27 protein-coding genes are annotated in these 22,278 nt (G+C 70.1%); 8 read left to right on the top strand and 19 right to left on the bottom strand.

Going from position 1 to position 22,278, the window contains the following annotated elements:
* Positions 1-93: 93 nt before the first annotated feature.
* The 5 genes from Q0066_RS03715 to folP are packed head-to-tail and all read right to left on the bottom strand — an operon-like array spanning position 94 to position 2,911.
* Entirely contained in the window at positions 94-636 is a 543-nt protein-coding gene (locus Q0066_RS03715) for a hypothetical protein (RefSeq protein ID WP_298130175.1), read from the bottom strand.
* Positions 637-645: 9 nt separating this feature from the next.
* Entirely contained in the window at positions 646-1,158 is a 513-nt protein-coding gene (locus tag Q0066_RS03710; protein ID WP_298130173.1) for a DUF3180 domain-containing protein, read from the bottom strand.
* Positions 1,158-1,724, bottom strand: a complete 567-nt coding sequence (folK, locus tag Q0066_RS03705; RefSeq protein WP_298130171.1) for a 2-amino-4-hydroxy-6-hydroxymethyldihydropteridine diphosphokinase — start codon at positions 1,722-1,724, stop codon at positions 1,158-1,160. Before folK ends, Q0066_RS03710 begins: the two co-directional genes overlap by 1 nt.
* Complete coding sequence (gene folB, locus Q0066_RS03700; RefSeq protein ID WP_298130169.1) at positions 1,721-2,092, bottom strand: dihydroneopterin aldolase; 372 nt, start codon at positions 2,090-2,092, stop codon at positions 1,721-1,723. Before folB ends, folK begins: the two co-directional genes overlap by 4 nt.
* A 21-nt stretch (positions 2,093-2,113) precedes the next feature.
* On the bottom strand, positions 2,114-2,911 hold the full coding sequence (gene folP, locus Q0066_RS03695) for a dihydropteroate synthase (RefSeq protein WP_298130177.1): 798 nt from the start codon (positions 2,909-2,911) through the stop codon (positions 2,114-2,116).
* 139 nt (positions 2,912-3,050) lie between these two features.
* Between folP and Q0066_RS03690 the strand changes: the two genes are divergently transcribed.
* Entirely contained in the window at positions 3,051-3,470 is a 420-nt protein-coding gene (locus Q0066_RS03690; protein ID WP_298130167.1) for a GNAT family N-acetyltransferase, read from the top strand.
* 173 nt (positions 3,471-3,643) lie between these two features.
* Here the strand turns inward: Q0066_RS03690 and folE are convergent, their stop codons facing one another.
* The 6 genes from folE to dacB all read right to left on the bottom strand — a co-directional run bounded on the left by folE (position 3,644) and on the right by dacB (position 10,310).
* Positions 3,644-4,207 (bottom strand): GTP cyclohydrolase I FolE, encoded by a 564-nt coding sequence (gene folE, locus Q0066_RS03685; RefSeq protein WP_298130165.1) that lies wholly within the window; start codon positions 4,205-4,207, stop codon positions 3,644-3,646.
* Between the two features lies 1 nt (position 4,208).
* Entirely contained in the window at positions 4,209-6,332 is a 2,124-nt protein-coding gene (gene ftsH / locus Q0066_RS03680; protein ID WP_298130163.1) for an ATP-dependent zinc metalloprotease FtsH, read from the bottom strand.
* A gap of 84 nt (positions 6,333-6,416) precedes the next feature.
* Complete coding sequence (hpt, locus tag Q0066_RS03675) at positions 6,417-6,968, bottom strand: hypoxanthine phosphoribosyltransferase (protein WP_298130161.1); 552 nt, start codon at positions 6,966-6,968, stop codon at positions 6,417-6,419.
* A 39-nt stretch (positions 6,969-7,007) separates the two neighbouring features.
* Positions 7,008-7,991, bottom strand: a complete 984-nt coding sequence (gene tilS, locus Q0066_RS03670; RefSeq protein WP_298130159.1) for a tRNA lysidine(34) synthetase TilS — start codon at positions 7,989-7,991, stop codon at positions 7,008-7,010.
* Positions 7,958-8,932 (bottom strand): zinc-dependent metalloprotease, encoded by a 975-nt coding sequence (locus Q0066_RS03665; protein WP_298130157.1) that lies wholly within the window; start codon positions 8,930-8,932, stop codon positions 7,958-7,960. The genes tilS and Q0066_RS03665 overlap by 34 nt, the downstream gene beginning before the upstream one ends.
* Complete coding sequence (gene dacB / locus Q0066_RS03660; RefSeq protein ID WP_298130155.1) at positions 8,925-10,310, bottom strand: D-alanyl-D-alanine carboxypeptidase/D-alanyl-D-alanine-endopeptidase; 1,386 nt, start codon at positions 10,308-10,310, stop codon at positions 8,925-8,927. The genes Q0066_RS03665 and dacB overlap by 8 nt, the downstream gene beginning before the upstream one ends.
* Positions 10,311-10,360: 50 nt before the next feature.
* Here dacB and Q0066_RS03655 point away from each other — a divergent pair, with 50 nt between their 5' ends.
* Together Q0066_RS03655 and Q0066_RS03650 are read left to right on the top strand one after the other, a co-directional pair.
* Positions 10,361-10,951 carry an inorganic diphosphatase gene (locus Q0066_RS03655; protein ID WP_298130153.1) on the top strand — a complete coding sequence of 197 codons (591 nt, stop codon included), beginning with the start codon at positions 10,361-10,363 and terminating at the stop codon, positions 10,949-10,951.
* A 4-nt stretch (positions 10,952-10,955) separates the two neighbouring features.
* Positions 10,956-11,450, top strand: a complete 495-nt coding sequence (locus tag Q0066_RS03650; protein WP_298130151.1) for a histidine phosphatase family protein — start codon at positions 10,956-10,958, stop codon at positions 11,448-11,450.
* A 10-nt stretch (positions 11,451-11,460) separates the two neighbouring features.
* Here Q0066_RS03650 and Q0066_RS03645 read toward each other — a convergent pair whose 3' ends face one another.
* Both Q0066_RS03645 and Q0066_RS03640 read right to left on the bottom strand, forming a co-directional pair.
* Positions 11,461-12,063, bottom strand: coding sequence for a hypothetical protein (locus Q0066_RS03645; protein ID WP_298130150.1), 603 nt, complete (start codon positions 12,061-12,063; stop codon positions 11,461-11,463).
* A 135-nt stretch (positions 12,064-12,198) separates the two neighbouring features.
* The gene (locus Q0066_RS03640; RefSeq protein ID WP_298130148.1) at positions 12,199-13,065 is read right to left on the bottom strand and encodes an exodeoxyribonuclease III; all 867 of its coding nucleotides are present in this window, start codon (positions 13,063-13,065) and stop codon (positions 12,199-12,201) included.
* A gap of 84 nt (positions 13,066-13,149) precedes the next feature.
* Here Q0066_RS03640 and Q0066_RS03635 point away from each other — a divergent pair, with 84 nt between their 5' ends.
* From Q0066_RS03635 to Q0066_RS03620, 4 genes are all read left to right on the top strand, one after another.
* Positions 13,150-13,518, top strand: coding sequence for a hypothetical protein (locus Q0066_RS03635; RefSeq protein WP_298130146.1), 369 nt, complete (start codon positions 13,150-13,152; stop codon positions 13,516-13,518).
* Positions 13,515-14,339 carry a uracil-DNA glycosylase gene (locus tag Q0066_RS03630; RefSeq protein WP_298130144.1) on the top strand — a complete coding sequence of 275 codons (825 nt, stop codon included), beginning with the start codon at positions 13,515-13,517 and terminating at the stop codon, positions 14,337-14,339. The genes Q0066_RS03635 and Q0066_RS03630 overlap by 4 nt, the downstream gene beginning before the upstream one ends.
* Positions 14,340-14,639: 300 nt before the next feature.
* Positions 14,640-15,302: an NAD(P)H-binding protein gene (locus Q0066_RS03625; protein ID WP_298130141.1), complete on the top strand. Its 663-nt coding sequence runs from the start codon at positions 14,640-14,642 to the stop codon at positions 15,300-15,302.
* Positions 15,299-15,736, top strand: a complete 438-nt coding sequence (locus Q0066_RS03620; RefSeq protein ID WP_298130138.1) for a MarR family transcriptional regulator — start codon at positions 15,299-15,301, stop codon at positions 15,734-15,736. The genes Q0066_RS03625 and Q0066_RS03620 overlap by 4 nt, the downstream gene beginning before the upstream one ends.
* 128 nt (positions 15,737-15,864) lie before the next feature.
* Here Q0066_RS03620 and ilvD read toward each other — a convergent pair whose 3' ends face one another.
* Positions 15,865-17,565, bottom strand: coding sequence for a dihydroxy-acid dehydratase (gene ilvD / locus Q0066_RS03615; protein WP_298130136.1), 1,701 nt, complete (start codon positions 17,563-17,565; stop codon positions 15,865-15,867).
* Between the two features lie 34 nt (positions 17,566-17,599).
* Here ilvD and Q0066_RS03610 point away from each other — a divergent pair, with 34 nt between their 5' ends.
* A complete protein-coding gene (locus Q0066_RS03610) occupies positions 17,600-17,911 on the top strand; it encodes a helix-turn-helix transcriptional regulator (protein ID WP_298130134.1) in 312 nt (103 codons plus the stop codon).
* A gap of 12 nt (positions 17,912-17,923) precedes the next feature.
* On the opposite strand, the gene Q0066_RS03605 is transcribed toward Q0066_RS03610, so the two are convergent.
* From Q0066_RS03605 to Q0066_RS03585, 5 genes are all read right to left on the bottom strand, one after another.
* A complete protein-coding gene (locus Q0066_RS03605; RefSeq protein ID WP_298130132.1) occupies positions 17,924-19,894 on the bottom strand; it encodes an oligopeptide transporter, OPT family in 1,971 nt (656 codons plus the stop codon).
* A 102-nt stretch (positions 19,895-19,996) separates the two neighbouring features.
* Positions 19,997-20,605, bottom strand: coding sequence for an ATP-dependent Clp protease proteolytic subunit (locus tag Q0066_RS03600; protein WP_298130129.1), 609 nt, complete (start codon positions 20,603-20,605; stop codon positions 19,997-19,999).
* The gene (locus Q0066_RS03595; protein WP_298130127.1) at positions 20,602-21,216 is read right to left on the bottom strand and encodes a ClpP family protease; all 615 of its coding nucleotides are present in this window, start codon (positions 21,214-21,216) and stop codon (positions 20,602-20,604) included. The genes Q0066_RS03600 and Q0066_RS03595 overlap by 4 nt, the downstream gene beginning before the upstream one ends.
* A gap of 87 nt (positions 21,217-21,303) precedes the next feature.
* Positions 21,304-21,828 (bottom strand): SRPBCC domain-containing protein, encoded by a 525-nt coding sequence (locus Q0066_RS03590; RefSeq protein ID WP_298130125.1) that lies wholly within the window; start codon positions 21,826-21,828, stop codon positions 21,304-21,306.
* The gene (locus Q0066_RS03585; RefSeq protein ID WP_298130123.1) at positions 21,825-22,133 is read right to left on the bottom strand and encodes a metalloregulator ArsR/SmtB family transcription factor; all 309 of its coding nucleotides are present in this window, start codon (positions 22,131-22,133) and stop codon (positions 21,825-21,827) included. Before Q0066_RS03585 ends, Q0066_RS03590 begins: the two co-directional genes overlap by 4 nt.
* Positions 22,134-22,278 lie beyond the last annotated feature (145 nt).

Genomic DNA, 22,278 nt, shown 5'->3' with positions numbered 1-22,278 from the left:
CGTACGGCGAGCGTGCCCGGCGCAGCCAGTGCGCCCAGCTGGGGTCGCGCAGTAGGCGCAGATCGGCGGAGCCGGACTCAGCCCCGATCCGGGCTAGGCGAGCCGACGAACACTCTCGTCGCGGCTCCACAGTTCGCGGGCGGTCACCCACGGATCGATCACCTGGCCGGAGCGGCCGAGTTCGACGATGCGGGCGTCGGATTCCAGCACGGCCTGAAGTTCCAGCTCGACACGCAGTGCCTCGTAGTTGCCGCGCAGGGTGGAAACCTCCTGGCGCAGCGCACACACCCGCCGACCGGAGGTCTCGAGTTGCCGGTGCAGTGCCTCCACGCGCGAGCCGAGGACCTCGACCACCGCACGCTGGCGAGCGCGTTCGGCACGCAGTTGTTCGGCGTGCACCAGCACCTGATGCAGGGCACGCGCCTCACGGAGCCGCTGCGCCGTCCGATTCTCACGCCAGGCCAGCAGGCAGGCCAGGGCGGCACCGGCCAGCAGTGCGACCAGCCCGAGGCCACGACCGAGTTGATCGCCGAAGAGATAGGCGAGCACCGCCACACAACTGACCAGGGCGAGGGTCGTCCAGGACACCACCCGGGCTCGGGTGGGGCGACGGACACGTCCCGGGTGCGGCTTCACGGCCGAAGCCTAACCGGGGCTGCCGCTCTCGCCGTCCTCAGCCCCTGGCGCGTCGCCGGATTCATCGTCCGGAGGCACCCGACAGGCCCGCTCGAGGGCCGATCCGGCCACTGCCAGCGCCACACTGAGCACCGCCGACACGGCCGCCGAGATAGCCCGCTCGCGCGGCAGGGCGGCGTCCAGGTTGGGCAGTGAGCGCAATGCGATCACGGCGTAGCCTGCCGCCAGCGCGGTGCCGCCGATCAGTGCCGCCTTGCCGGCGAGCAGCAGCGCGATCGCGCGCGCGGGCTCCACAGGTGCGCGGCGCACCTGCACGGTGCGGTGCATCCAGCGGGCGGCCAGCCAGGTCGCGACGGCGAGGACGGCCACCGCGACCGCGGTGAACGGTGGAACCAGGGGGACCGACCAGCCGAAGTTCTCCGTGCTGGACAGCACCACCCAGGCCAGCCCGGCGCCCACGACCGCGGCGATCGCCAGCACGGTACGGCTGGTTCGCTCGACGCTCGGCCGAGGCTCGGACATCACAGATCGATGACGAGGTCGTCGCGGCGCCGCACGCCCGAGGTGTCGACGTCACGGAGCAGTTCGGCGACCCGTCCCAGGGCCGGCAGCGCGGCGTCCGGGTCGATGTCCAGCCAGGGCACGAGCACGAACGCGCGCTGGTGCGCCCGCGGATGCGGCAAGGTCAGCTCGGGCGTTTCCTTGATCCGGTCGCCGACCGTGATCAGGTCCACGTCGAGGGTGCGGGCCCCGCCCGGCACTTCGCGGGTCCGCAGGAAGTTCTTCTCGATGGCCTGGGCACGCTCCAGCAGCACCAGGGAGGCCAGCGTGCTGTCCGCACGGACGATGATGTTGAGGAAATCCGGCTGCTCTTCCACCGGTCCCACGGGCGCGGTCTCGTACACCGGGGATATATCGGCGATGCTCAGCGTCGGTGTGTTGCGAAGCAGGTCGACCGCGCCCTGCAGGTAGGCCAACCGGTCGCCGAGATTGGAGCCGATCGAGAACACCACCTGACGTATCGGCACCATGCCCGACAAGGTGTCGACATCGAAATCGAGGTGGGCGTTGGGATTGAAGTCGGTCACGCGGTGCGCCTCCTGGTGATGGTGACGGCCACATCGGCCAGTTCGACCGGCATTCTGGCCTGCGGTTTGTGCACGGTGACCTCGACCGCCGACACCAACGGACGGCTCAGGCAGGTGGCCGCGATCCGCTCGGCGAGGGTCTCGATCAGGTTCACCGGTTCGCCGGTGACGTCGCCGGCGATCGCCCTGGCGAGATCGGCGTAGTCCACGGTCGTGGCGAGGTCGTCCGAGGCGGTGCGAGGAGCCAGGTCGCAGGTCACGTCGACCACGAAATCCTGCGGCTCGACCCGTTCGAAGTCATAGACCCCGTGGGTGGTCCGGAACCGCATTCCGGTCAGTCGGACCCGGTCGGGACTCGGCTCTGCCATGCACTCACCTCCGACAAGACCCTACTGCACCCCGCCACGGCGCTCCTCGGCCAGCCTGGCCACCACCGCGACGGCATCGGCGTGCGGCCGGACGGTGTGCGTCCGGACGCCCCACACCCCGCGCTCGGCGCACAGCGCGGTGAGCGCCACCGAGGCGTCGTCACGTTGCCGCGGTTCGCGTCCGTCGAGCAGGTCACCCAGGAAGCGCTTGCGGGAAGCACCGATCAACAGCGGTTGCCCCAGCGCCGCCAGTTCGTCGAGACCGGCCAGCAGCGTCCAGTTGGCGTCGGGGGTCTTGGCGAACCCGAGCCCCGGGTCGAGCACCAGTCGGTCCGGCGCGATGCCTGCCGCCAGCGCGGTGTCCCGGCGCTGCGCGAGTTCGGCGGCGACGTCACGAAGCACGTCGTCGTAGTGGGTGAGTTGCTGCATCACGTCGGAATGGCCGCGCCAATGCATCGCGACATAGCCGACACCGAGTTCGGCGACCACGTCCAGCATCGCCGGGTCGGCCAACCCCCCGGAGACGTCGTTGACCAGGTCGGCGCCGGCGGCCACGGCCGCCTTCGCCACCTCGGCACGGGTGGTGTCGATGCTGACCGCAGCCCCGGCTGCCACCAGTTCGGCGACCACCGGCAGCACCCGGCGCAGTTCCTCCTGCACCGGTACCCGCGCCGCCCCGGGCCGCGTCGACTCGCCGCCCACATCGATCAGGTCCGCCCCCTCGGCCAGCAGTTGCCGTCCGCGCGCAATGGCGGCCTCGGCCGACAGAAAGTCGCCGCCGTCAGAGAACGAGTCCGGCGTGACGTTGACGATGCCCATCACCAGGGTCCGCCCGGCGTTCTGGAACTGCCTCACTCGCGGCAGCCTATCCAGCCGCACGCGGGTCCGACCCTGCTTCTGGTCGTTACCCAACCGTCCGTGGCACGAGGAGCCGCACCCTCGTGCCACGCTCTCATTCATGAGCGAAGTGATACTCAGCGAGGTCGACGAGCCGGGCCGCGAGGAACTGTTCGAACTGTACGGCTCTGTCGGCTGGACGGCCTACACCCGCGAGCCCGACGCTCTCGTCCGGGCTGTTCGCGGATCGCTGCGGGTGGTGACCGCTCGATCCCACGGGAAGCTGGTGGGGCTGGCCCGAATCGTCGGCGACGGCACCACCATCGCCTACCTGCAGGACGTGCTGGTTGACCCCTCACACCGACGCGAGGGCCTGGGGCGCCGATTGGTCGAGACGGTCCTCCAGGGCCCGGGCGAGGTCCGGCAACAGGTTCTATTGACCGACGCTGAACCCGGCCAACGAGCCTTCTATGAGGCTCTCGGCTTCATCGAGGTCGGCGAATCCAAGCCGCCGCTGCGCGCATTCTTTCGGCTGCGTTGAACCGCGCATACCGCTTCGTGGTGGTTATACGACAAGGGTCAGCCCTGATCAGCCCGAACCAGTTGCCGGTTGATTAGGAGCCTTTTCAGACGGCTGATTTCAACCGGGAAAACCGTGTGACGCCTCGACAGGGTGCGCCGGCGGCCGGATTTCCACCGGAAAGCGGTTCGAACTCAGCCGATGATCAGGCTCATCGCCTCGGCGCGGGTGGCCGGGTTGCGCAGTGCGCCTCGGACGGCGGAGGTCACCGTCTTCGAGCCGGGTTTGCGGACGCCGCGCATGGTCATGCACAGGTGCTCGCATTCGATCACCACGATCACGCCGCGGGGCTGCAGGTGCTCGACCAGGGCGTCGGCCACCTGGCTGGTCAGCCGTTCCTGCACCTGCGGGCGCTTGGCGAACACGTCGACCAGCCGGGCCAGCTTGCTCAGCCCGGTGATCCGTCCGTCGACGGCAGGGATGTAGCCGACGTGGGCGACCCCGGTGAACGGCACCAGGTGATGCTCGCAGGTGCTCCACACCTCGATGTCCTTGACCAGCACCAGCTCGTCGTGGGCGATGTCGAAGGTGGTCCGAAGCGCATCGGCGGGGTCGCCGTCCAGGCCGGCGAAGATCTCGGCGTAGGCGCGGGCGACCCGGGCGGGCGTCTCGCGAAGCCCTTCCCGGTCGGGATCCTCACCGATCGCAGCGAGGATCTCGCGGACGGCTGCCGCCACCCGTGGCTGGTCCACCGGCATGTCAGCGCTCCGGCGGAGGCGCCCAACCGGCCGGCGGTTGCTGGGGAGGCTGTTGGCCGTACGGGGGCTGGCCGTAGGGCGGCTGCCACTGCGGCTGGGACGGGTCGTGCGGCGGCTGCGGAACGCCGCCGCCGGGCGTGGTGGGCACCGGCACCTGGATCGAACCGTTGGGGCCGAGCAGCGGCGGGCCGTAGGTCGGCTCCGGCTTCGGCGCGGGCGGCGGCGGATCGACCGGCGGCAGGTCGGACGGCACCCGGGTGTCGGAGCCCGTCCAGGCCGGACGCTTCGGCCAGCGCACCAGCGGCTCGAAGATCTTGGCCACCTGCTCCTTGTCGAGGGTCTCCTTCTCGAACAGCTGGCGGACCAGCTCATCGAGCACCTCGCGGTTGGTGACCAGGCAGTCGAACGCCTCCTGGTGGGCGGTGTTGATCAGCCCGGCGACCTCGGCGTCGATGGCGGCCGCGATCGCGTCGGAGTAGTCGCGGTGCCCGCCGCCCATGCCGGCCTGCATGCCCAGGAACGGCTCGTCGGAGTCATTGCCCAGCTTCACCGCGCCGAGCCGCTCGGTCATGCCGTACTTGGTGACCATGGCGCGGGCGGTGTTGGTGGCCTTCTCGATGTCGTTGGCGGCGCCGGTGGTCGGGTCGTGGAAGACGAGTTCCTCGGCGGCCCGGCCGCCCAGCATGTAGGCCAGCTGGTCGAGCAGTTCGCCGCGGGTCTTGGAGTACTTGTCCGAGTCGGGCATCACCATCGTGTAGCCGAGCGCCCGGCCGCGCGGCAGGATCGTCACCTTCTGCACCGGGTCGGTGCCCGGCATCGCCGCAGCGACCAGGGCGTGGCCGCCCTCGTGGTACGCGGTGATCAGCAGCTCGCGCTCGTTCATGATCCGGGAGCGCTTCTGCGGCCCGGCGATCACCCGGTCGATGGCCTCGTCCAGATGCTCCTTGGTCAGGTAGCGCTGGTTCTGCCGGGCGCACAGCAGCGCCGCCTCGTTCAGCACGTTGGCCAGGTCGGCACCGGTGAAGCCCGGGGTGCGCTTGGCCACCGACTCCAGATCGGCGTCCGGGGCCATCGGCTTGTTGGCGGCGTGCACCCGCAGAATCTGCAGCCGGCCCTTCATGTCGGGCGCCTCGACCGGGATCTGCCGGTCGAAACGTCCGGGTCGCAGCAGTGCGGGGTCGAGCACGTCCGGACGGTTGGTGGCCGCGATCAGCACCACGCCACCCCGGACGTCGAAGCCGTCCATCTCGACCAGCAGCTGGTTCAGGGTCTGCTCACGCTCGTCGTGGCCGCCGCCCATGCCGGCGCCGCGGTGGCGTCCGACGGCGTCGATCTCGTCGATGAAGACGATCGCCGGGGCGGCCTCCTTGGCCTGCTCGAACAGGTCGCGGACGCGGGAGGCACCGACACCGACGAACATCTCGACGAAGTCGGAGCCCGAGATCGAGAAGAACGGGACGCCGGCCTCGCCGGCCACCGCCCGGGCCAGCAGCGTCTTGCCGGTTCCGGGAGGGCCGTAGAGCAGCACGCCCTTGGGGATCTTGGCGCCGACCGCCTGGAATTTGGCCGGCTCGGAGAGGAACTCCCGGATCTCCTGGAGTTCCTCGATCGCCTCTTCACAGCCGGCGACGTCGGTGAACGTGGTGCGCGGGGTGTCCTTGGTGGCGAGTTTCGCCTTCGATTTGCCGAAGCCCATCACCCGGTTGCCGCCGCCCTGCATCTGATTGAGCAGGAAGAAGAAGATCAACCCGATGACCAGGAACGGTCCGACGGTGAACAGCAGCATGCTCCAGATGCCCTGTTGCGGAACGTCGCCGCTCCAGCTCTCCAGGGTGTGGTTGGCCATCCGCTGGTTCAGCCGGTCGATGATCTGCTGGCTCTGGTTGCCGATCCACTTGGCCCGGACCTTGGTGCCGTCCTGTTGCTCGACCCGGATGTCCTGCTCGCCCTCGACCAGGGTGACGCTCTTCAGCGGAGTGTCGCTGTTGATCAGCGCGACCACTTCGGAGGTGGGCTTGGCCTGGTAGCCGTTGGCATTGCCGATGTAGTCGATAAGCAGCGCGATCCCGAGGAACGCCAGGATGATCCACAGGATCGGTCCCCGGAACAGTCGTTGAGCCTTCATTACCCACCTTTGTTGAGCGCGGCGGCCGCCGTCGATCCCCAAGAATAGACGGGCGTTTCCCGCCCGGGCTCGGCCGCCCGAGCCTCAGGAGTAGACGTGCGGAGACAGGGTGGCGACGTCACGCAGGTTGCGGTACCGCCCGGCGTAGTCGAGGCCGTAGCCGACGACGAACTCGTTGGGCAGGTCGAACCCGACGTACTTCACCGCGACCGGGCTGTTCAGGGCGTCCGGTTTGCGGAACATGGCCATCACTTCGAGGCTGGCCGGGTTGCGCGACTTCAGGTTCTGGATCAGGTACGCCAGCGTCAGGCCGGTGTCGACGATGTCCTCGACGACCAGCACGTGGCGTCCGGCCAGATCGGTGTTGAGGTCTTTCAGAATGCGCACCACACCGGAACTCTGGGTGCCCGAGCCGTAGGACGAGATCGCCATCCAGTCCATCTCGCAATGCCGGACGAGGGTCCGGGACAGATCGGCCATCACCATCAGCGCCCCGTTGAGGACGCCGACCAGCAGCAGATCCCGGCCGTCGTAGTCGGTCTCGATCTCGGCGGCCAGCGCCCGCAACCGGTCCTGAATCTGGTCGGACGTGTAGAGCACGTCGATGAGGTCGGACCGAATGTCACTGGCGTCCACACGCGCACCTTAGCGAAACCTGAGCGTTGTGCCGAACCGTCACTCGGCGCCGGCCGGGGGCAGCGCGACCAGCAGCCCGTCGCGCCGCGCCACCCGGACGCCGGGCACCTCCACCCAGCGCTGGCCCCGCCAGCCGGTGACCAGTTCCGCGACCGCAAGGGTGTGCCCCCGGTTCACCTCGGCGGCGCCCCGGGTCAGCAGCCAACGCCGCAGCACCCGCTGCCGCAGCGCGGCCGGCAGTGGTTCGAGGGCCGCACACGGCAACTTCTCCGGAGTCGCCACCGCGGCGGCGAGCTCGTCTAGGGCATCGGCGTCTTCCCTGGCGAGAGCGGCGGTGCGGACCAGCGCGTCGGCGACCCCGGGGCCGAGTTCGCGTTCCAGCACCGGCAGGACGGCCTCACGGACCCGCACCCGGGTGAACCGCCGCTCGGTGTTGTGCGGGTCGTCCCACCAGGCCACGCCCAGTTCGCGGCAGCACTCCCGGGTGGCGGCCCGGGACAGGTCGAGCAGCGGACGCGCGAAGCCGTCGCGGCTCGCCGGCATACCGGCGAGCGAGCGGAGGCCCGAACCACGGGCCAACCCGAGCAGCACCGTTTCGGCCTGATCGTCGCGGGTGTGGCCGAGGTAACACACCTCCGGCGGCCGCCGGGCGCCGCTGAGCGCGCGATACCGGGCCTCCCGCGCCGCCGCCTCCGGGCCGGAACCGTCGGAGTCCACCCGCACCGCGACGACCTGCGCCGGCAGCCCCGCCTGGTCAAGCCCGGCCGCGACAGCCTCGGCATGGGCCGCCGAGCCGTCCTGCAGGCCGTGATCGATCACCACCGCGCGCGCCCCGAAACCGGTCCGTTGCGCGGCCAGCCGGACGCCGTGCGCCAGCGCCAGCGAATCGGCACCGCCCGAGCAGGCGACCAGCACGTCCTCGCCGTGGTTGATCCGCTCGATCGCGGCGACCACCGCCAAGGTGGCCGGCCCGAGCGCCCGACGGGCCATCAGCCGGCCCGCTCCGGGACTCGGCGCAGCCACCCGGCCGGGTTGTGCAGCTCGTCAAGGGAGGGCAGTAGTTCAGGGGCGCGGAACGCCAGGTTGAGGCCGTCGACGCCGGCCTGGGCGATCACCGCGCGGCAGAACCGGGCACCGTGCAGATACTGCTCGCGTTTGGCCTGCAGGCCGAGAACCCGGGACAGCACCTGGATCAGGCCGCCGGCATCCCGGCGGCCCTCGAACCGTCGGCGCAGCAGGGCGGCCTGCGGCACCAGAGGGTCGGCGGCGGCGTCCATCACCACGTCGGCGTGGCCCTCCAGCAGCGACATCACCGCGGTCACCTTGTCGAGCGCGGTCGCCTGCGGAACCGACAGCAGCCGGAGCCGTCCGGACCGTTCGCCGGCGTCATCGAAGACGTCGCGGAGCAGGCCGAGCAGGTGGACCGCCAGCCAGGGCGCGGCCCCGAACTGGAACCGATGGGTCTGCTCGTGCAGGCAGACCCACTGCCGGAAGCCGCGTGGTTCGACCGCCATCGACCGCTCGGCGGCAACGATGTTGGGCGCGACCAGCAGCAACCGCGGCGCCGGGGAATAGGGGTCGTACTGGCCCAGGATGCGGGTCGCCACGAAGGCGAGCGCCGAGCCCAGTTGGGCACCGGCGAGACGTCCGGAGACCTTCTCACCCAGCGTCGCCGGCGGCGTCTGGCCGATCGTGCGCAGCATCGATTCGGTCATCGACACCACGGCGCTCACCCAGCCGGCCCGGTCCAGCACCAGGGTCTGCGTGGACGGCGGGACGGCCAGTCCGCTGGCCGCGGCCACGGCGTCCGTCGCCCGGTCGGCGCAGGACCGCAGCTCGGTCACCACCTCGGACGCCTCGTCCCGGGTCAGTTCCGGACCGGCCGGGACCAGTCGCCGTCCGGCACCGGCGGCCACCGACCAGTCCAGCACCGGCACAGCGACCGATCCGTCAGGTTCAGCCACAGCCGCACGCCGCCCAGCGGGCCGTGGTGGTGTCCATCCAGTCCCGGACGGCCAACGGCCGGCTCACCTGGTTGGCGACCAGCGCGAAGGCCACCGGCGCACCGTCGGAGGTGACCAGGTAGCCGGCCAGCGTGGTGACGTCGCGCAGGCTGCCGGTCTTGGCCCGGACGACACCGCGTCCGGCTCGTTCACGAGCATCGTCGAACCGGTCGGTCAGGGTGCCGGTCACGCCGCCGACCGGGAACCCCTCCAGCAGGGAACGGAAACGTTCCTCGGTGAGCACCAGCTGGACGGCCTTCACCAGCACCCCCGGCGTGACCCGGTTCTCCCGGCTCAACCCGCAGGTGTCGTCGATGACCATGCCGGACGCCCACAGCCCGAGCCGGCGCAGCGTGTCGGTGACCGTGCGGCTCGCCCCGGCGAAGTCGCCGCGCTGCCCGGAGGCCAGCGCCGCCTGCCGGGTGAGGGTCTCGACCGCGGTGTTGTCGCTGGCCTGCAGTGCGTGCGCGATCAGCTCCTCGACGCTGGGCGACTGGACGGCTGCCAGTTCGCGGGAGTCGTCCGGTGCCTTCATCGGCGTGACCGCGGTCACCGTGACGCCGGCCTTGGTCAGTCGCTTCGCGAACTTCTCGGCGGCCGTGCGGGCCGGATTCTTGTCGGCCTCGCCGGTGCGGGTGCGGCCGCCGTCGATCATCAGTGCGGTGATCGGGGCCACCGAATAGCGGTAGTTGTCGGTCCAGTGCCGGTGCCAGGGGTTGCCGGTGAACAGGGTCGCGTCGTAGCCGAGCTTCACCCGGGTCGTCCCGGCGCGGGCGAGTTCGGCCGCTGTTGAACTGGCCAGTTGCTGCAGCGAGGCACGTCCGTCGGTGCGGGCGTCGTGCAGCAGCGGATCGCCGCCGCCGCGCAGCACGACCGTGCCGGCCTTCGGGCTCACCGTCGTGGTGGCGAACCTCCGGTCGTTGCCGAGCGTCTCCTGAGCCACCAGGGCGCTCAGCAGCTTCAGCGTGGACGCCGGCACAGCCGGCCGGTCGCCGCGATCGATCAGGATCTGCCCGGACTGCGGATCGGCGACCACCACCGACGTCTTTCCCGCGGCCCCCTTCGGCAGCTTCGCCAGCCCGGCCAGCAGCGCCTTGGCTGTCGGCGCCGGGGTTTGGCTGAGGTCGTCCAGCGGCAGCGCAGGTGGGCTCGCGGTGACCGGCGCCCGATAGCCGACCGGTGGCGGCGAGTTCCGCACCACAGTCGCGCTCGGCAGCACCGCGGCGCGCCATTGCGGCACCGCCAGCAGCGTGGTCGCGGCCACCACCACGACCGCGAGCAGCACCAGCACCACCGTCCGGGCCCGGCGGGCGGCCGTCCGGGCTACCGCTTTCGGCATGTTGCCGCGGGCATGGTTGGCGATAGGGTCGAGCGTGGCACCACGCCATCATGACAGCCTCCGAAAGGGGAACCGTAGTGGCCGAGTTCACACGCGCCAAGATTCCAGCCACCCTGCATTTCGATGTGACCATCGAAATTCCCAAGGGCACCAAGAACAAGTACGAGATGGACCACCACACCGGCCGCATCCGGCTCGATCGGACGCTGTTCACCTCGACTCAGTACCCGAACGACTATGGCTTCATCGAGGGCACCCTCGGCCAGGACGGCGATCCGCTGGACGCCATGGTGCTGGTTCCCGAAGCCACCTTCCCGGGTGCGCTGATCGAGTGCCGCGCGATCGGCATGTTCCGGATGACCGACGAGATGGGCGGCGACGACAAGGTGCTGTGCATCCCGACCGCCGACCATCGGCAGGATTTCCTCACCGAGCTGAAGGATCTGCCCCAGCTCACCCTGCTCGAGATCGAGCACTTCTTCGCCGTCTACAAGGACCTCGAGCCGGGCAAGTCGGTCGAGGGCGCAGTCTGGGTCGGCCGCACCGAAGCGGAGGCCGAGATCTTCGAGAGCTGGCGGCGGGCCCAGGGCACCGACTACGAGAACGAGTTCACCCGCTCCGAGCCCGATTCCGAGTCCTGACCGAGTGAGCACACTGCACCTGCTGCGCCATGCCGAGGCCCAATGGCAGGCGCCCGGCCCCGGCGGCGATCATGCCCGTCGGCTGAGCGCCCGTGGCATCGTGCAGGCACGTGGTGTCGGCGAACATCTGCGCGGCGCCGGGATCGAATTGGTCCTGGCGTCGTCCGCCACCCGCACCATGCAGACCGCCGAGGCGCTCGGCCTCGGCGTGCCGATCTGGTCGAGCGACGCCATCTACAACGCCGGCGCGATGTCCATTCTCGAGGAGCTGATGACCGTGCCGAGCGGCTGCGGCAGCCTGCTCGTGGTCGGTCACGCACCGGGCATTCCGGCGCTGGCGCACGCCCTCGCCGACGGCTCATCGGACGCCGAGGCCCGGGCCCTGATCGCCTACCGGTACCCGCCGGCGACACTGTCGACGCTGACGGTGCATTCGTCGTGGGCGAAGCTGCGGACGGCCTGCCTGGTCTCGGCGCGGATCGCTCCGGAGCCCAGCTGAGGCCGGCGGATCAGATCAGCCGGCGTACGTAGACCCGGGCGTCGCCCGGGCCCGAGCACTCGATCCACGACTTGATCGAACACACGTAGGTGGCGTTCTTCTGGCTGTTCGGATCGACGATGGTCACCCGGAACTTGTCCGGCAGATCGGTACCCAGCGTGCGGACGGCCGACAGCACCCTGGTCGCGACCGCACAGCTGGTGTTGGTGCTGCGCGCCACCTCGGTGGTGCAGACGACCGCGCTGCGTGGCGGGGTGCTGCTCAATGGTGTCGCGGTGACGGTGGCGGGCGCCGAACCGGTGGTGATCGGACGGGCACCGACGGTCTGCCCGATCAGCCAGGCCAGGCTCACCACGGCCGCGATCAGGGCGACCGACAGGCCGGCCAGGGCCAGCGTGTTGCGCCGGTTGCGGCTCGAGTCGTAGACCGGCCGGAACCGGGTGGTCTCGTCCGGATCCCAGTCTTCGGAGTCGGGCGAGGACTCACTCGGACCCGCTGGTTCGCCGGTGAAACGGACCGGCGGAATCTCTCCGGTCTGCTCGGCATCGTGCGGCTGCACGGCATCGCCGCGGACGGCGTCCGGAACCGAACGTCCACAGGCGGGGCAACGCAACGCGTCATCGGAAAGCGGTCGGCCACAAGCCTCGCACGACTGCATGCAAACTCCCGATCGGAACGGACACTGGCCCGATTCTGACACAGGCCGTGCCGGACGCCGACTGCGACCGCGGCGTCCCGGCTGCGGCCGCTACCGCGACTGCGGCAGCCTGCGGGTTCCCCGGCGCGGTGTGCGCGGCGCGGACGGCGGCGGCACCATCGGTCCGATGTCGCCGTCCGGCGCCTCGTCGAGGTCGACCATCACCGGGGCGTGGTCGCTGGGGCCGGTGCCCTTGCGGGCCTGCCGGTCGATCCAGGCCGCCGCCACCCGGGACGCCGTCGCCGTGTCGGCCAGCACCAGATCGATCCGCATGCCGAGATCCTGGTGGAACATGCCGGCCCGGTAGTCCCAGTAACTGAACACCCGCTGGGTGGGCCAACGGTCGCGGACGACGTCGCGCAGCCCGAGATCGGTGAGCGCCTGCAGCGCCGCACGTTCCGGTTCGGTGACGTGGGTCTGGCCGATGTAGGCCTGCGGGTCGAAGACGTCGGCGTCGGCCGGGGCGATGTTCATGTCGCCGCACAGCGCCACCCGTTGCGGGCCGGCGGCCACGTCGGCCCGTAGCGCGGCCAGCCAGTCCAGCTTGTAGCGGTAGTGGTCGGAGTCGGGTTCCCGGCCGTTCGGCACGTAGAGGCTGTGCACCCGCAGACCGTCGCAGCCGGCGCTGATCGCCCGCGCCTCCGGTCCGGGAAAGCCGGGCATGTCGGGGAAGCCGCGCTCGACGTCGTCCAGCCCGACCTTGGAGAGCAGCGCGACACCGTTCCACTGACCCTGGCCGTTGCTGGCGAACTCGTAGCCGCGTTCCGCCAGCGGTTCGGCGAACAACTCCGCGAACGCGTCGTCGGTGAGCTTGGTCTCCTGCAGGCAGACGACGTCCGGGCGCCGCTCGTCCAGCCAGGGCAACAACCGAGGCATCCGCTGTTTGGCCGAGTTCACATTCCAGGTCGCGATCCGCACCCGGTCAGGCTACGTGAGGTTCGCCGTCCGGAGGCCGGGGTTACACTGCGGCCACATTCGGGTCGAACCTGGGAGGCGGTGGCGATGGCGCTCTTCGATCAGCAGCCGATGGGGCCGGTACCGGCGCGCCGTCCGGTGAACATCGGGCAGGATCCGGACTCCGCCGCGGCCGGGATCTACCTCGGCGCCACGCCTGTCGAGGTGCTCGGGCCGATACCGCGGGAACTCGCCGCAGGGAAGCCGTCGACGCCGCATCGGCATCCGATCCGGATCGCCGTGGGCGTCCTGGTCCTGGCGCCGATGGTGATGAATCTCCTGTTCGGGCTGCTGTACCTCCTCCGCTCCGAGGACGACCCGGAGATGCGCACCCCGCGGGTGCTCGCCATCGGCATCGTCTTCCTGGTGATCGGCTGCGCCCACCTGGTCTTCCGACACCTGGCCGGCCGACGTTGACCGATTCGCACCCGATCACCGGACGGCCGTTCGGTTCGCCGGTGCCGCCCGGCACCGGATGGCCGGGGGATCCGGCGACGACGGCCACTCCGGTCGCACTGGACGCCGCGGACGTGGCGCGACTGGCGGCGTCCGCGAGCCTGGATGAGTTGCAGGCCCGCTCGTCGGTGTGCCGGGCCTGCCCTCGGCTGGTGAGTTGGCGGGAAAGCGTGGCGACCCTCGGACGCCGGGCGTCGTTCGCCGACCAGCCGTACTGGGGGCGTCCGGTGCCCAGCTTCGGCGACGACGCCGCCACCCTGCTGATCGTCGGTTTGGCGCCGGCCGCCAACGGGGCCAACCGGACCGGACGGATGTTCACCGGCGACCGTTCCGGCGACTGGCTGTACGCGGCGCTGTTCCGGGCCGGCCTGGCCAACCAGCCGACCGCGCTCCACGCCGGGGACGGCTTGGCGCTGCGCGATCTGCGAATCACCGCCACCGTGCGTTGCGCACCTCCGGACAACAAACCGAGCACCGTCGAGAAGGCGACCTGCTCGGCCTGGCTGGATCGTGAACTGACCCTGATCACGCCCCGGCTACGGGGAATACTCGCGCTCGGGGCGATCGGCTGGGACGCCACCCTGGCCGCCGCGCGCCGGCTCGGCTGGTCGGTGCCGCGTCCGAAGCCACGGTTCGGGCACGGTGCCGAAGCCGAGTTGGGGGCCGGCGATCGCACGGTGCGGTTGTTCGGCAGCTATCACGTCAGCCAGCAGAACACCTTCACCGGCAAGCTCACCGAGCAGATGCTGGACGACGTGCTGCAGCGTCTGCGGGACTGCTGAGACGACCCACCGTCATCCCGGCCTCCCACCGCGCGATCCCGGCACCCGCAATCCCGGCTCCGGTCCCGCTCCCGGTCATCCCGGCGAACGCCGGGATCTCCTGACCGGATCTAGCGACACACGCAGTGATGAGATCCCGGGACAAGCCCGGGATGACGAAGAGAGGCGAGCCGGGGTGACGAAGAGAGGCGGAGCCGGGGGGACGACGAGAGGCGGAGCCAGGGGTGACGACGAGCCGCACTGCGGTTCCACGAGGACAGATGATACGATTTCCGTACTATTCTCCCCTCGGAGGTCAACGTGCGAGTCACCATCGTCGGAGCCGCCGGACCCACCGGGCTGTGGATGTGCCGGGAGGCCCTGCGGGCGGGCCATACGGTGACGGCGGTGAGTCGCCGTCCGGATCCGCTGCCACTCGATCCACGCCCCGAACTCTCTGTCGCGCAGGCCGACGCCCTCTCCGGCAACGGCCTCGACGAGGCGGTCGCCACCGCCGACGCCGTACTCTCCACCCTGGGCTGCGCCTACACCCGGCATCCGGTCAGCATCTACTCCGTGGGGACGCGCAACATCGTCGAGGCGATGCGGCGCAGCCCCTCGGCCAGGCGCCTGGTCGTGGTCAGTTCGGGACTCACCTATCCGCCGCCGCCGATGAACTGGTTCGCCGACCACCTGGCCTTTCCGCTGCTCCGTAACGTCATCGGCCGCACGCTGTACGCGGACATGCGCGCCATGGAGGAATACCTTCAGACCGTCGACGACATCGACTGGACGGTGATGCGGCCGGGCCGGCTGATCGATGCCGACCAGGTTTCGGACTACCGCCTCGACCTCGACCACCCCACCCAGGGCACCACCACCCGCGCCGATCTCGCCGCCGCCATGGTCGCCGAACTGGGCCGCGACGACCACCTGCGCCGAGCGGTCTCCCCCACCACGAACCGGCACCGGACGTCCCAGTGAGCGACACGTCGATCAGGGATTGCGTCAGGCAGCTGCGGATCGAACTCCAGATCGTCAATGACAAGGTCGCCAGTACCGCCGGCCTGAACCCGCGCGATCTGGACGTCCTCGACGTCATCGACCGCGAAGGCCCATGCACGCCCTCGCACCTCGCCATCCGGACGGGGCTGCCCCGGGCCACCCTCACCGGCGTGCTCGCTCGCCTCGAACAGCAGCAATGGATCGACCGGGAACGGCATCCCGCGGACGGCCGCTCGGCCCAGTTGCGCTCGACCGACCGGTTCGACGAACTGCGACGCCTCTACCGGCCGATGACGGAGGCCACCAAGGCCTTGACGGATCGCCTGTCACCGCAGGAGCGCGACCTTCTGGAACGGATGCTCACCGACCTCGTCACTGCCGTCCGGCAGAGCCATCCCGGCGCCGTCGATTGAGCCTGTCGGGACCCGCGGCAGGGGTCTCGACAAGCTCGACCAGCGGTGGCCCCGTCGTCCCGGCGACCCCACCCGTCATCCCACACCCGTCATCCCGGGGCAAGCCCGGGATGACGGGGGCGACGGTCTCAGTCGAGGACGGCGCCCCGGCTGGCTGAGGTGACCAGCTTGCGGTAGCGGGCCAGCACACCGCGGGTGTACTTGGGTGCGGGGTGGGTGACGCCGGCGTCCTGCCGGGTGCGCATCACGTCGTCATCGACCAGCAGGTCGAGGCGTCCGTTCGCCACGTCCAGCCGGATCCGGTCACCGTCGGCGACGAAAGCGATCGGGCCGAGGTCGACCGCCTCGGGGGCGACGTGGCCGACGCACAACCCGGTGGTGCCGCCGGAGAATCGGCCGTCGGTGAGCAGCAGCACGTCCTTGCCGAGTCCGGCACCCTTGATCGCGCCGGTGACGGCGAGCATCTCGCGCATGCCCGGGCCACCCTTGGGGCCTTCGTAGCGGATCACCACGACATCGCCCTTGCCGAGGGTGCCGGCCTCGACGGCGTCCATCGCGGCACGTTCGCCGTCGAAGACCCGTGCGGTGCCCTCGAACACCGAATCATCGAAGCCGGCGCTCTTCACCACCGCACCTTCAGGTGCCAGGGAGCCCTTCAGGATGGTGATGCCGCCGGCGTGGTGGATCGGCTGCTGCATCGCCCGGATGACCTTGCCGTCCGGGTCGGGCGGGGCGATGTGGGCCAGGTTCTCGGCCATGGTCTTGCCGGTCACGGTCAGGCAGTCGCCGTGCAGCAGACCCGAGTCGAGCAGCAGTTTCATCACCACCGGGACGCCGCCGACCCGGTCGATGTCGGTCATCACGTAGGCGCCGAACGGCTTGACGTCGGCCAGGTGCGGCACCTTGGCGCCGACTCGCTGGAAGTCGTCGATGGTGAGCTCCACCTCGGCCTCGTGGGCGATGGCCAGCAGGTGCAGCACGGCATTGGTGGAGCCGCCGAAGGCCATCACCACGGCGATCGCGTTCTCGAATGCCTCCTTGGTCATGATGTCGCGGGCGGTGATGCCGCGACGCAGCAGGTTCACCACGGCCTCGCCGGAGCGCCGGGCGAAGCCGTCCCGGCGGCGGTCGGTGGCGGGCGGAGCTGCCGAGCCGGGCAGCGACATGCCGATCGCCTCGGCGACCGAGGCCATCGTGTTGGCGGTGTACATGCCGCCGCAGGCACCCTCACCGGGGCAGATGGCGCGTTCGATGGCGTCCACGTCGGCACGGGACATCAGCCCGGCGGCGCAGGCGCCGACCGCTTCGAAGGCGTCGATGATGGTGACCGTCTTCTCGGTGCCGTCCGACAGCCGGGCGATGCCGGGCAGGATCGACCCGGCGTAGAGGAAGACCGACGCCAGGTCGAGCCGGGCGGCCGCCATCAGCATGCCGGGCAGCGATTTGTCGCAACCGGCCAGCAGCACCGAGCCGTCCAGCCGCTCGGCGTTCATCACGGTCTCGACCGAGTCGGCGATCACCTCGCGGGAGACCAGCGAGAAATGCATGCCCTCGTGGCCCATCGAGATGCCGTCCGAGACCGAGATGGTGCCGAACTCGAGCGGATACCCGCCGGCGGCATGAACGCCGTCCTTGACCGCCTTGGCCAGCCGGTCCAGCGACAGGTTGCACGGGGTGATCTCGTTCCAGGACGACGCCACCCCGATCTGCGGCTTCGCGAAGTCCTCGTCCCCCAGGCCCACCGCCCGCAGCATTCCGCGCGCGGCGGCCTTCTCCAGTCCGTCGGTGACGTCGCGGCTACGGGGCTTCAGATCAGACGTCTGTGTCATGACCGGAGTCTAGGACTGGGACTACCGTGTGCCTATGGGAGACGTCGTACCGCTGCGGCCGGAGCGCCAGCCGGAACCTGTCGAGCCGCTCTGGCGGGAGGCTCTGGGCGAGCAGTTGCGCGCCGAACGGCTGGAACGCGCCGACCGGATCGTCGACGTCGCCGGACGCGCCGGTATGTCTCCGCAGTACCTCTCCGAGCTGGAACGCGGCTTGAAGGAGCCGTCCTCGGAACTGCTCGCCGCCGTCGCCGGCGCCCTGGATCTGACCGTGTCCGAGCTGACCCTGCGGACCAGCTCGCGGCTCGGCGCCGGCGCGGTCCGCGGACCGGTCTGCCTGGCCGCCTGAGGTCGCCGGCGCTCAGCCGTCGTTCTCGGCCGTCCGGCGGGTGCGGGCGTAGATCCAGCCGGTCAGCCCGACGAAGACCAGGACCCCGAGGATCGCGGCCCAGTTCTCGAAACCCTCACCCACGATGGCCAGCGGTTCGTCCTTGCCGGTGGCCCCGACGATTCCGGCGAACACCACGCCGTACAGGCTCTCGCCGACGATCAGGCCGGTGGCCAGCAGCACTCCGAGACGCTTGCGATGCTCGACCCGTTCGGGACGGCCCTTGGCGGCCCAGCGGTCGTAGAACGTGCCCAGCACGGCGCCGATCGGAATGATCAGAGTCAACGCCATCGGCAGGTACATGCCCATGCCGACCGCCAGCGGCGGCAGCCGGTAGGACTTCGTCGTCTTGCCGAGCACCTCGTCCACCACGATGATGCCGACGCCGATCAGTGCACCGAGACCGAGCAGGCCCCAGTCGATGGAGACCCCGAACACGCCCGTGGCAAGGGACGACAGCAGCGCCGCCTGCGGGGCGGCCAGTGCGTTCTCACCCGCACCGGGGGCGCCGGCGAAGCCGAAGGCGGTCTGCATCAGGTCGAGCACCGGCGGAATGACCGCCGAGCCGAAGGCGACGCCGATGATCAGCGCGACCTGCTGCTTCCACGGGGTGGCGCCGACCAGTTGGCCGGTCTTCAGGTCCTGCAGGTTGTCGTTGGAGATGGTCGCGACACCGAACACCACCGCCGCGGCGAACAGCGTGTAAGCGACCAGCGAGAGACTCTCCTCGGGGTTCGCGGCACCGAAGGTCAGCTTGATCAGCAGCGCGGCGGCGATCACCACGATGATGCCGACGCCCGAGATCGGGCTGTTGGACGATCCGATCAGGCCGGCCATGTAGCCACAGACGGCCGCCACCAGCAGGCCGACCACGAACACGAACGCGATGCTGGTGATGACGATCCCGAGCACACCGTGATGGATGGCGGTGCCGCTGGCGAAGTCCCAGAGCAGGAAGCCGATCGGGATCAGCGAGACGACCACCACGATGCCGACCCAGGTGATCGGGATGTCGCGCTCGGTGACGTCGACGGAGGTGCCCGCCCGCCGTTCCCGGGCGGAGACCAGGGCACCCTGGATGCCCTTGACCACGGGGGTGGTGATCTTCACCAGCGTCCAGATCGCCGCGATCGCCATGGTGCCGGCGCCGATGAAGCGGACCTCGGAGGAGAAGACACTGCCGACGGCGGAGAGCAACGGGGTGTCGGCGGGCAGGTTGCCGGCTGTCCGGATCGGCAGCAGGACGCCGTAGGAGATCGCCAGGCCGACCAGCATCGCGATGCCGACGGTGAGCCCCACCAGGTGACCGACGCCGATCAGGGCGAGCGAGAGGCTGGCCCCGAACATGGTGCCGCCACTGCCGATCCGCAGCGCACCGGACACCGAACTGCCGACCACCTTGAGCGAGGACAGCAGCGAGAAACCGGCCGAGGCGAAGGCGCCCAGCGAGATGATCCGGACGCCGCTGCGGTTGTCGGCGGCCCCGCCGCTGCTGTCGCCCACTTTGAGCACCTCGGCGGCGGCCACACCTTCGGGGTAGGGCAGGTCCGAGCCGGTCACCAGAGCGCGCCGCAGCGGAATGGAGTACATCACGCCGAGGGTGCCGCCGATCGCGCAGACGGCCGCCGTCGTCCAGTACGGGAAGCCCTGCCACCAGCCGATCATCACCAGGCCGGGCAGCACGAAGATGATCGCCGACAGGGTGCCCGCCGCGGAGGCGATCGTCTGCACGATGTTGTTCTCGACGATCGAGTGGTCCTTGAAGTACCGCAGCACGCTCATCGAGATGACCGCGGCCGGAATCGCGGTGGCGAAGGTCAGGCCGACCTTCAGGCCGAGATAGACGTTGGCGGCGGTGAACACCAGGGTGATCAGGCCACCGAGGACGATCCCCCGGACGGTCAGTTCGCGGGCCGTGGCGGCCGGTGCGGAGATCTCGCTCATAACCCCTCCTCAGGGCCCGGCCGGCGCTTCAGGGGTGCGATCCGGTATCCGGGCGCCTCACCTTAACCCCTAGCCACCCCGCGAGATCCAGGTCCTTCGCGCTCAGGTTGAGGCTTTGCCCGCGACCTCCCATTCGAGCACCCGGTCGACCACTCCGTACCGCACGGCGTCGGCCGGAGTGAGGATCAGATCGCGTTCCAGATCGGTACGGATCTGCTCCGGCGTCCGGCCGGTGTGCCGAGCCAGGAGTTCCTCCTGCAGCGCGCGGACGCGGGCCACCTCGTCCGCTTCCAGGATCAGGTCGGGGATCGTGCCGCGTCCCTCGGCGGCGGGCGCGTGGATCACCACCCGGCCGTGCGGCAGGATCTGCCGTCCGCCGGACGCTCCCCCGGCCAGCAGCAGCGCAGCGGTGGCCGCCGCCTGTCCGACACAGGTGGTCTCGACCCGGGGCTGGACGAACTGCATGGCGTCGTAGATGGCCAGCGTGGCCGGGATCGAGCCGCCCGGCGAGTTCAGGTAGAGCGAGATCGGGGCGTCGGCATTGTCGCTGGCCAGGTGCAGCAGCTGCGCGATCACCGTGTTGGCGACGCCGTCATCGATGCCGGTGCCGAGGTAGACGATCCGGTCGGCCAGCAGCCGGCTGTAGATGTCCACGGTGCGCTCCCCGCGGTCGGTGCGGGTGGTGACGTAGGGAATCGGGTAGCTGCTCATCGGACCCCTCCCATTCCGATCCGGGTCCGGGGCGCCGGAAGCAGTTCCGGGCCTTCGACGACGGCGTCCACGAATCCGTAGTCGAGCGCCTCTTGCGCCGAGAACCAGCGATCCCGGCGCGAGTCGGCCTCAACCCGTTCCAGCGGCTGACCGGTGTCCTCGGCGATGCAGGCCAGCACGGTGTCCCGGGTCTGCCGCAGGTCGTCGGCCTGAATGGCGATGTCCATCGCGGTGCCGCCGATGCCGGCCGAGCCCTGGTGCAACAGCACCCGTCCGTGCGGCATGGTGAAGCGCTTGCCCTTGGCGCCGGAGGACAGCAGGAACTGACCGGCGCTGTAGGCCATGCCGAGATTGATGGTGACGACATCGTTGGGGATCGTTCGCATGCAGTCGCGGATCGCCAGCATGCCGGGCACGGAGCCGCCCGGCGAGTTGATCAGCAGCCGGATGTCGGCGTCCGGATCGTCGGCGGCCAGCACCAGCAGCGCGCTGCAGAGCCGCAGCGTGTTGTCGTCTTCCAATGGGCCGCTGAGCACGATGGTTCGTTGCTCGAAGAGCCGGTCGTGCAGCAGGTGGTCGAGCCGGATCGGCTCGGTCGCGGTGTCGGTCATGCGGCGAGCCTGCCCGCGCAGCCGCCGAGGCAACAGGGTGCGCTGCTCTGGGCAGTGCTGCTGTGAGCAGCGGCTAGGGAAATGCGATCACGATCCCAGCAGCGCCGCGTAGCGCCGCTCCAGGTCTTCCACCGGGACGTCGATCACCGGCACGGCGACGGCGCCGGTGTCGAGCAACTCGACCAGCTGGTCGAGTGCGGCGTGGTAGCCGGCCGCCGTGCCGTGCGCCGGGTACTGATCGACGTCACCCAGCCAGGTGGTGAACACCAGCCGGGTGCCGTCGCCGTCCGGCTCGAGCTCGAACCGCAGCAGGTCGACATCCCAGCTGTACTCGAGCAGCCGCGGCGGTTCCCAGGCCAGCATCCGGCCGGCGAGTGCGACCTGCTCGGCCGGAATGCCGAAGCGCTCGACGTGGGCCGGCCAGAACGGGAACACCAGGTCGGCGCCCGTCCGACGCTCGCCGACCATGTCGGCGGGCATCCAGTGCCGCAGCGACTCTGATTCCGTCAGTGCGCGCCACACCCTCTCGGGGGCGTGGCGCAACCGACGTTCGTAGCGCAGGCCATAGCGGCCGTCCTGGTGCAGAATCTCGCCGAGCCGTTCGGTGGTCATGTCTCCTCCTGTCGATCGAGATGCAGTTCGAGGGCGTCGAGCGCGTCCGCCCAGCGGCGGCGGTACGGCATCAGCCACTCGTCGATGTCGCGAAGCGGTTCGGGGCGCAACGAGTACCAGCGGCGCTGCGCCTCCGGCCGGACCCGGACCAGGCCGGCGCCACGCAGCACGGCGAGGTGCTTCGACACGCTCGGCTGGCCGATACCCAGCTCGCCGCTCAGGTCGCCCACCAGCCGCTCGCCGTCCAACAGCGCATCGAGGATGCGCCGCCGGACCGGCTCAGCGATCACCTCGATAGTGTCCATGCGAGTACGTTATATGCCGCTAACGGAATATACAACGGCCGGGCATGGCTGCCGTTCAGAAACTGTCGGTGGCGGCCTACAGACTGATCCCATGATTGATCACTTCGGCGTCAACGTGGCCGACATGGCCGCCTCCGTCCGCTTC

Origin of the sequence: Micropruina sp. (genome assembly GCF_027492755.1) — a bacterium.
Taxonomy (GTDB): Bacteria; Actinomycetota; Actinomycetes; order Propionibacteriales; family Propionibacteriaceae; genus Micropruina.
This window is presented reverse-complemented; position numbering and strand designations above follow the sequence as displayed.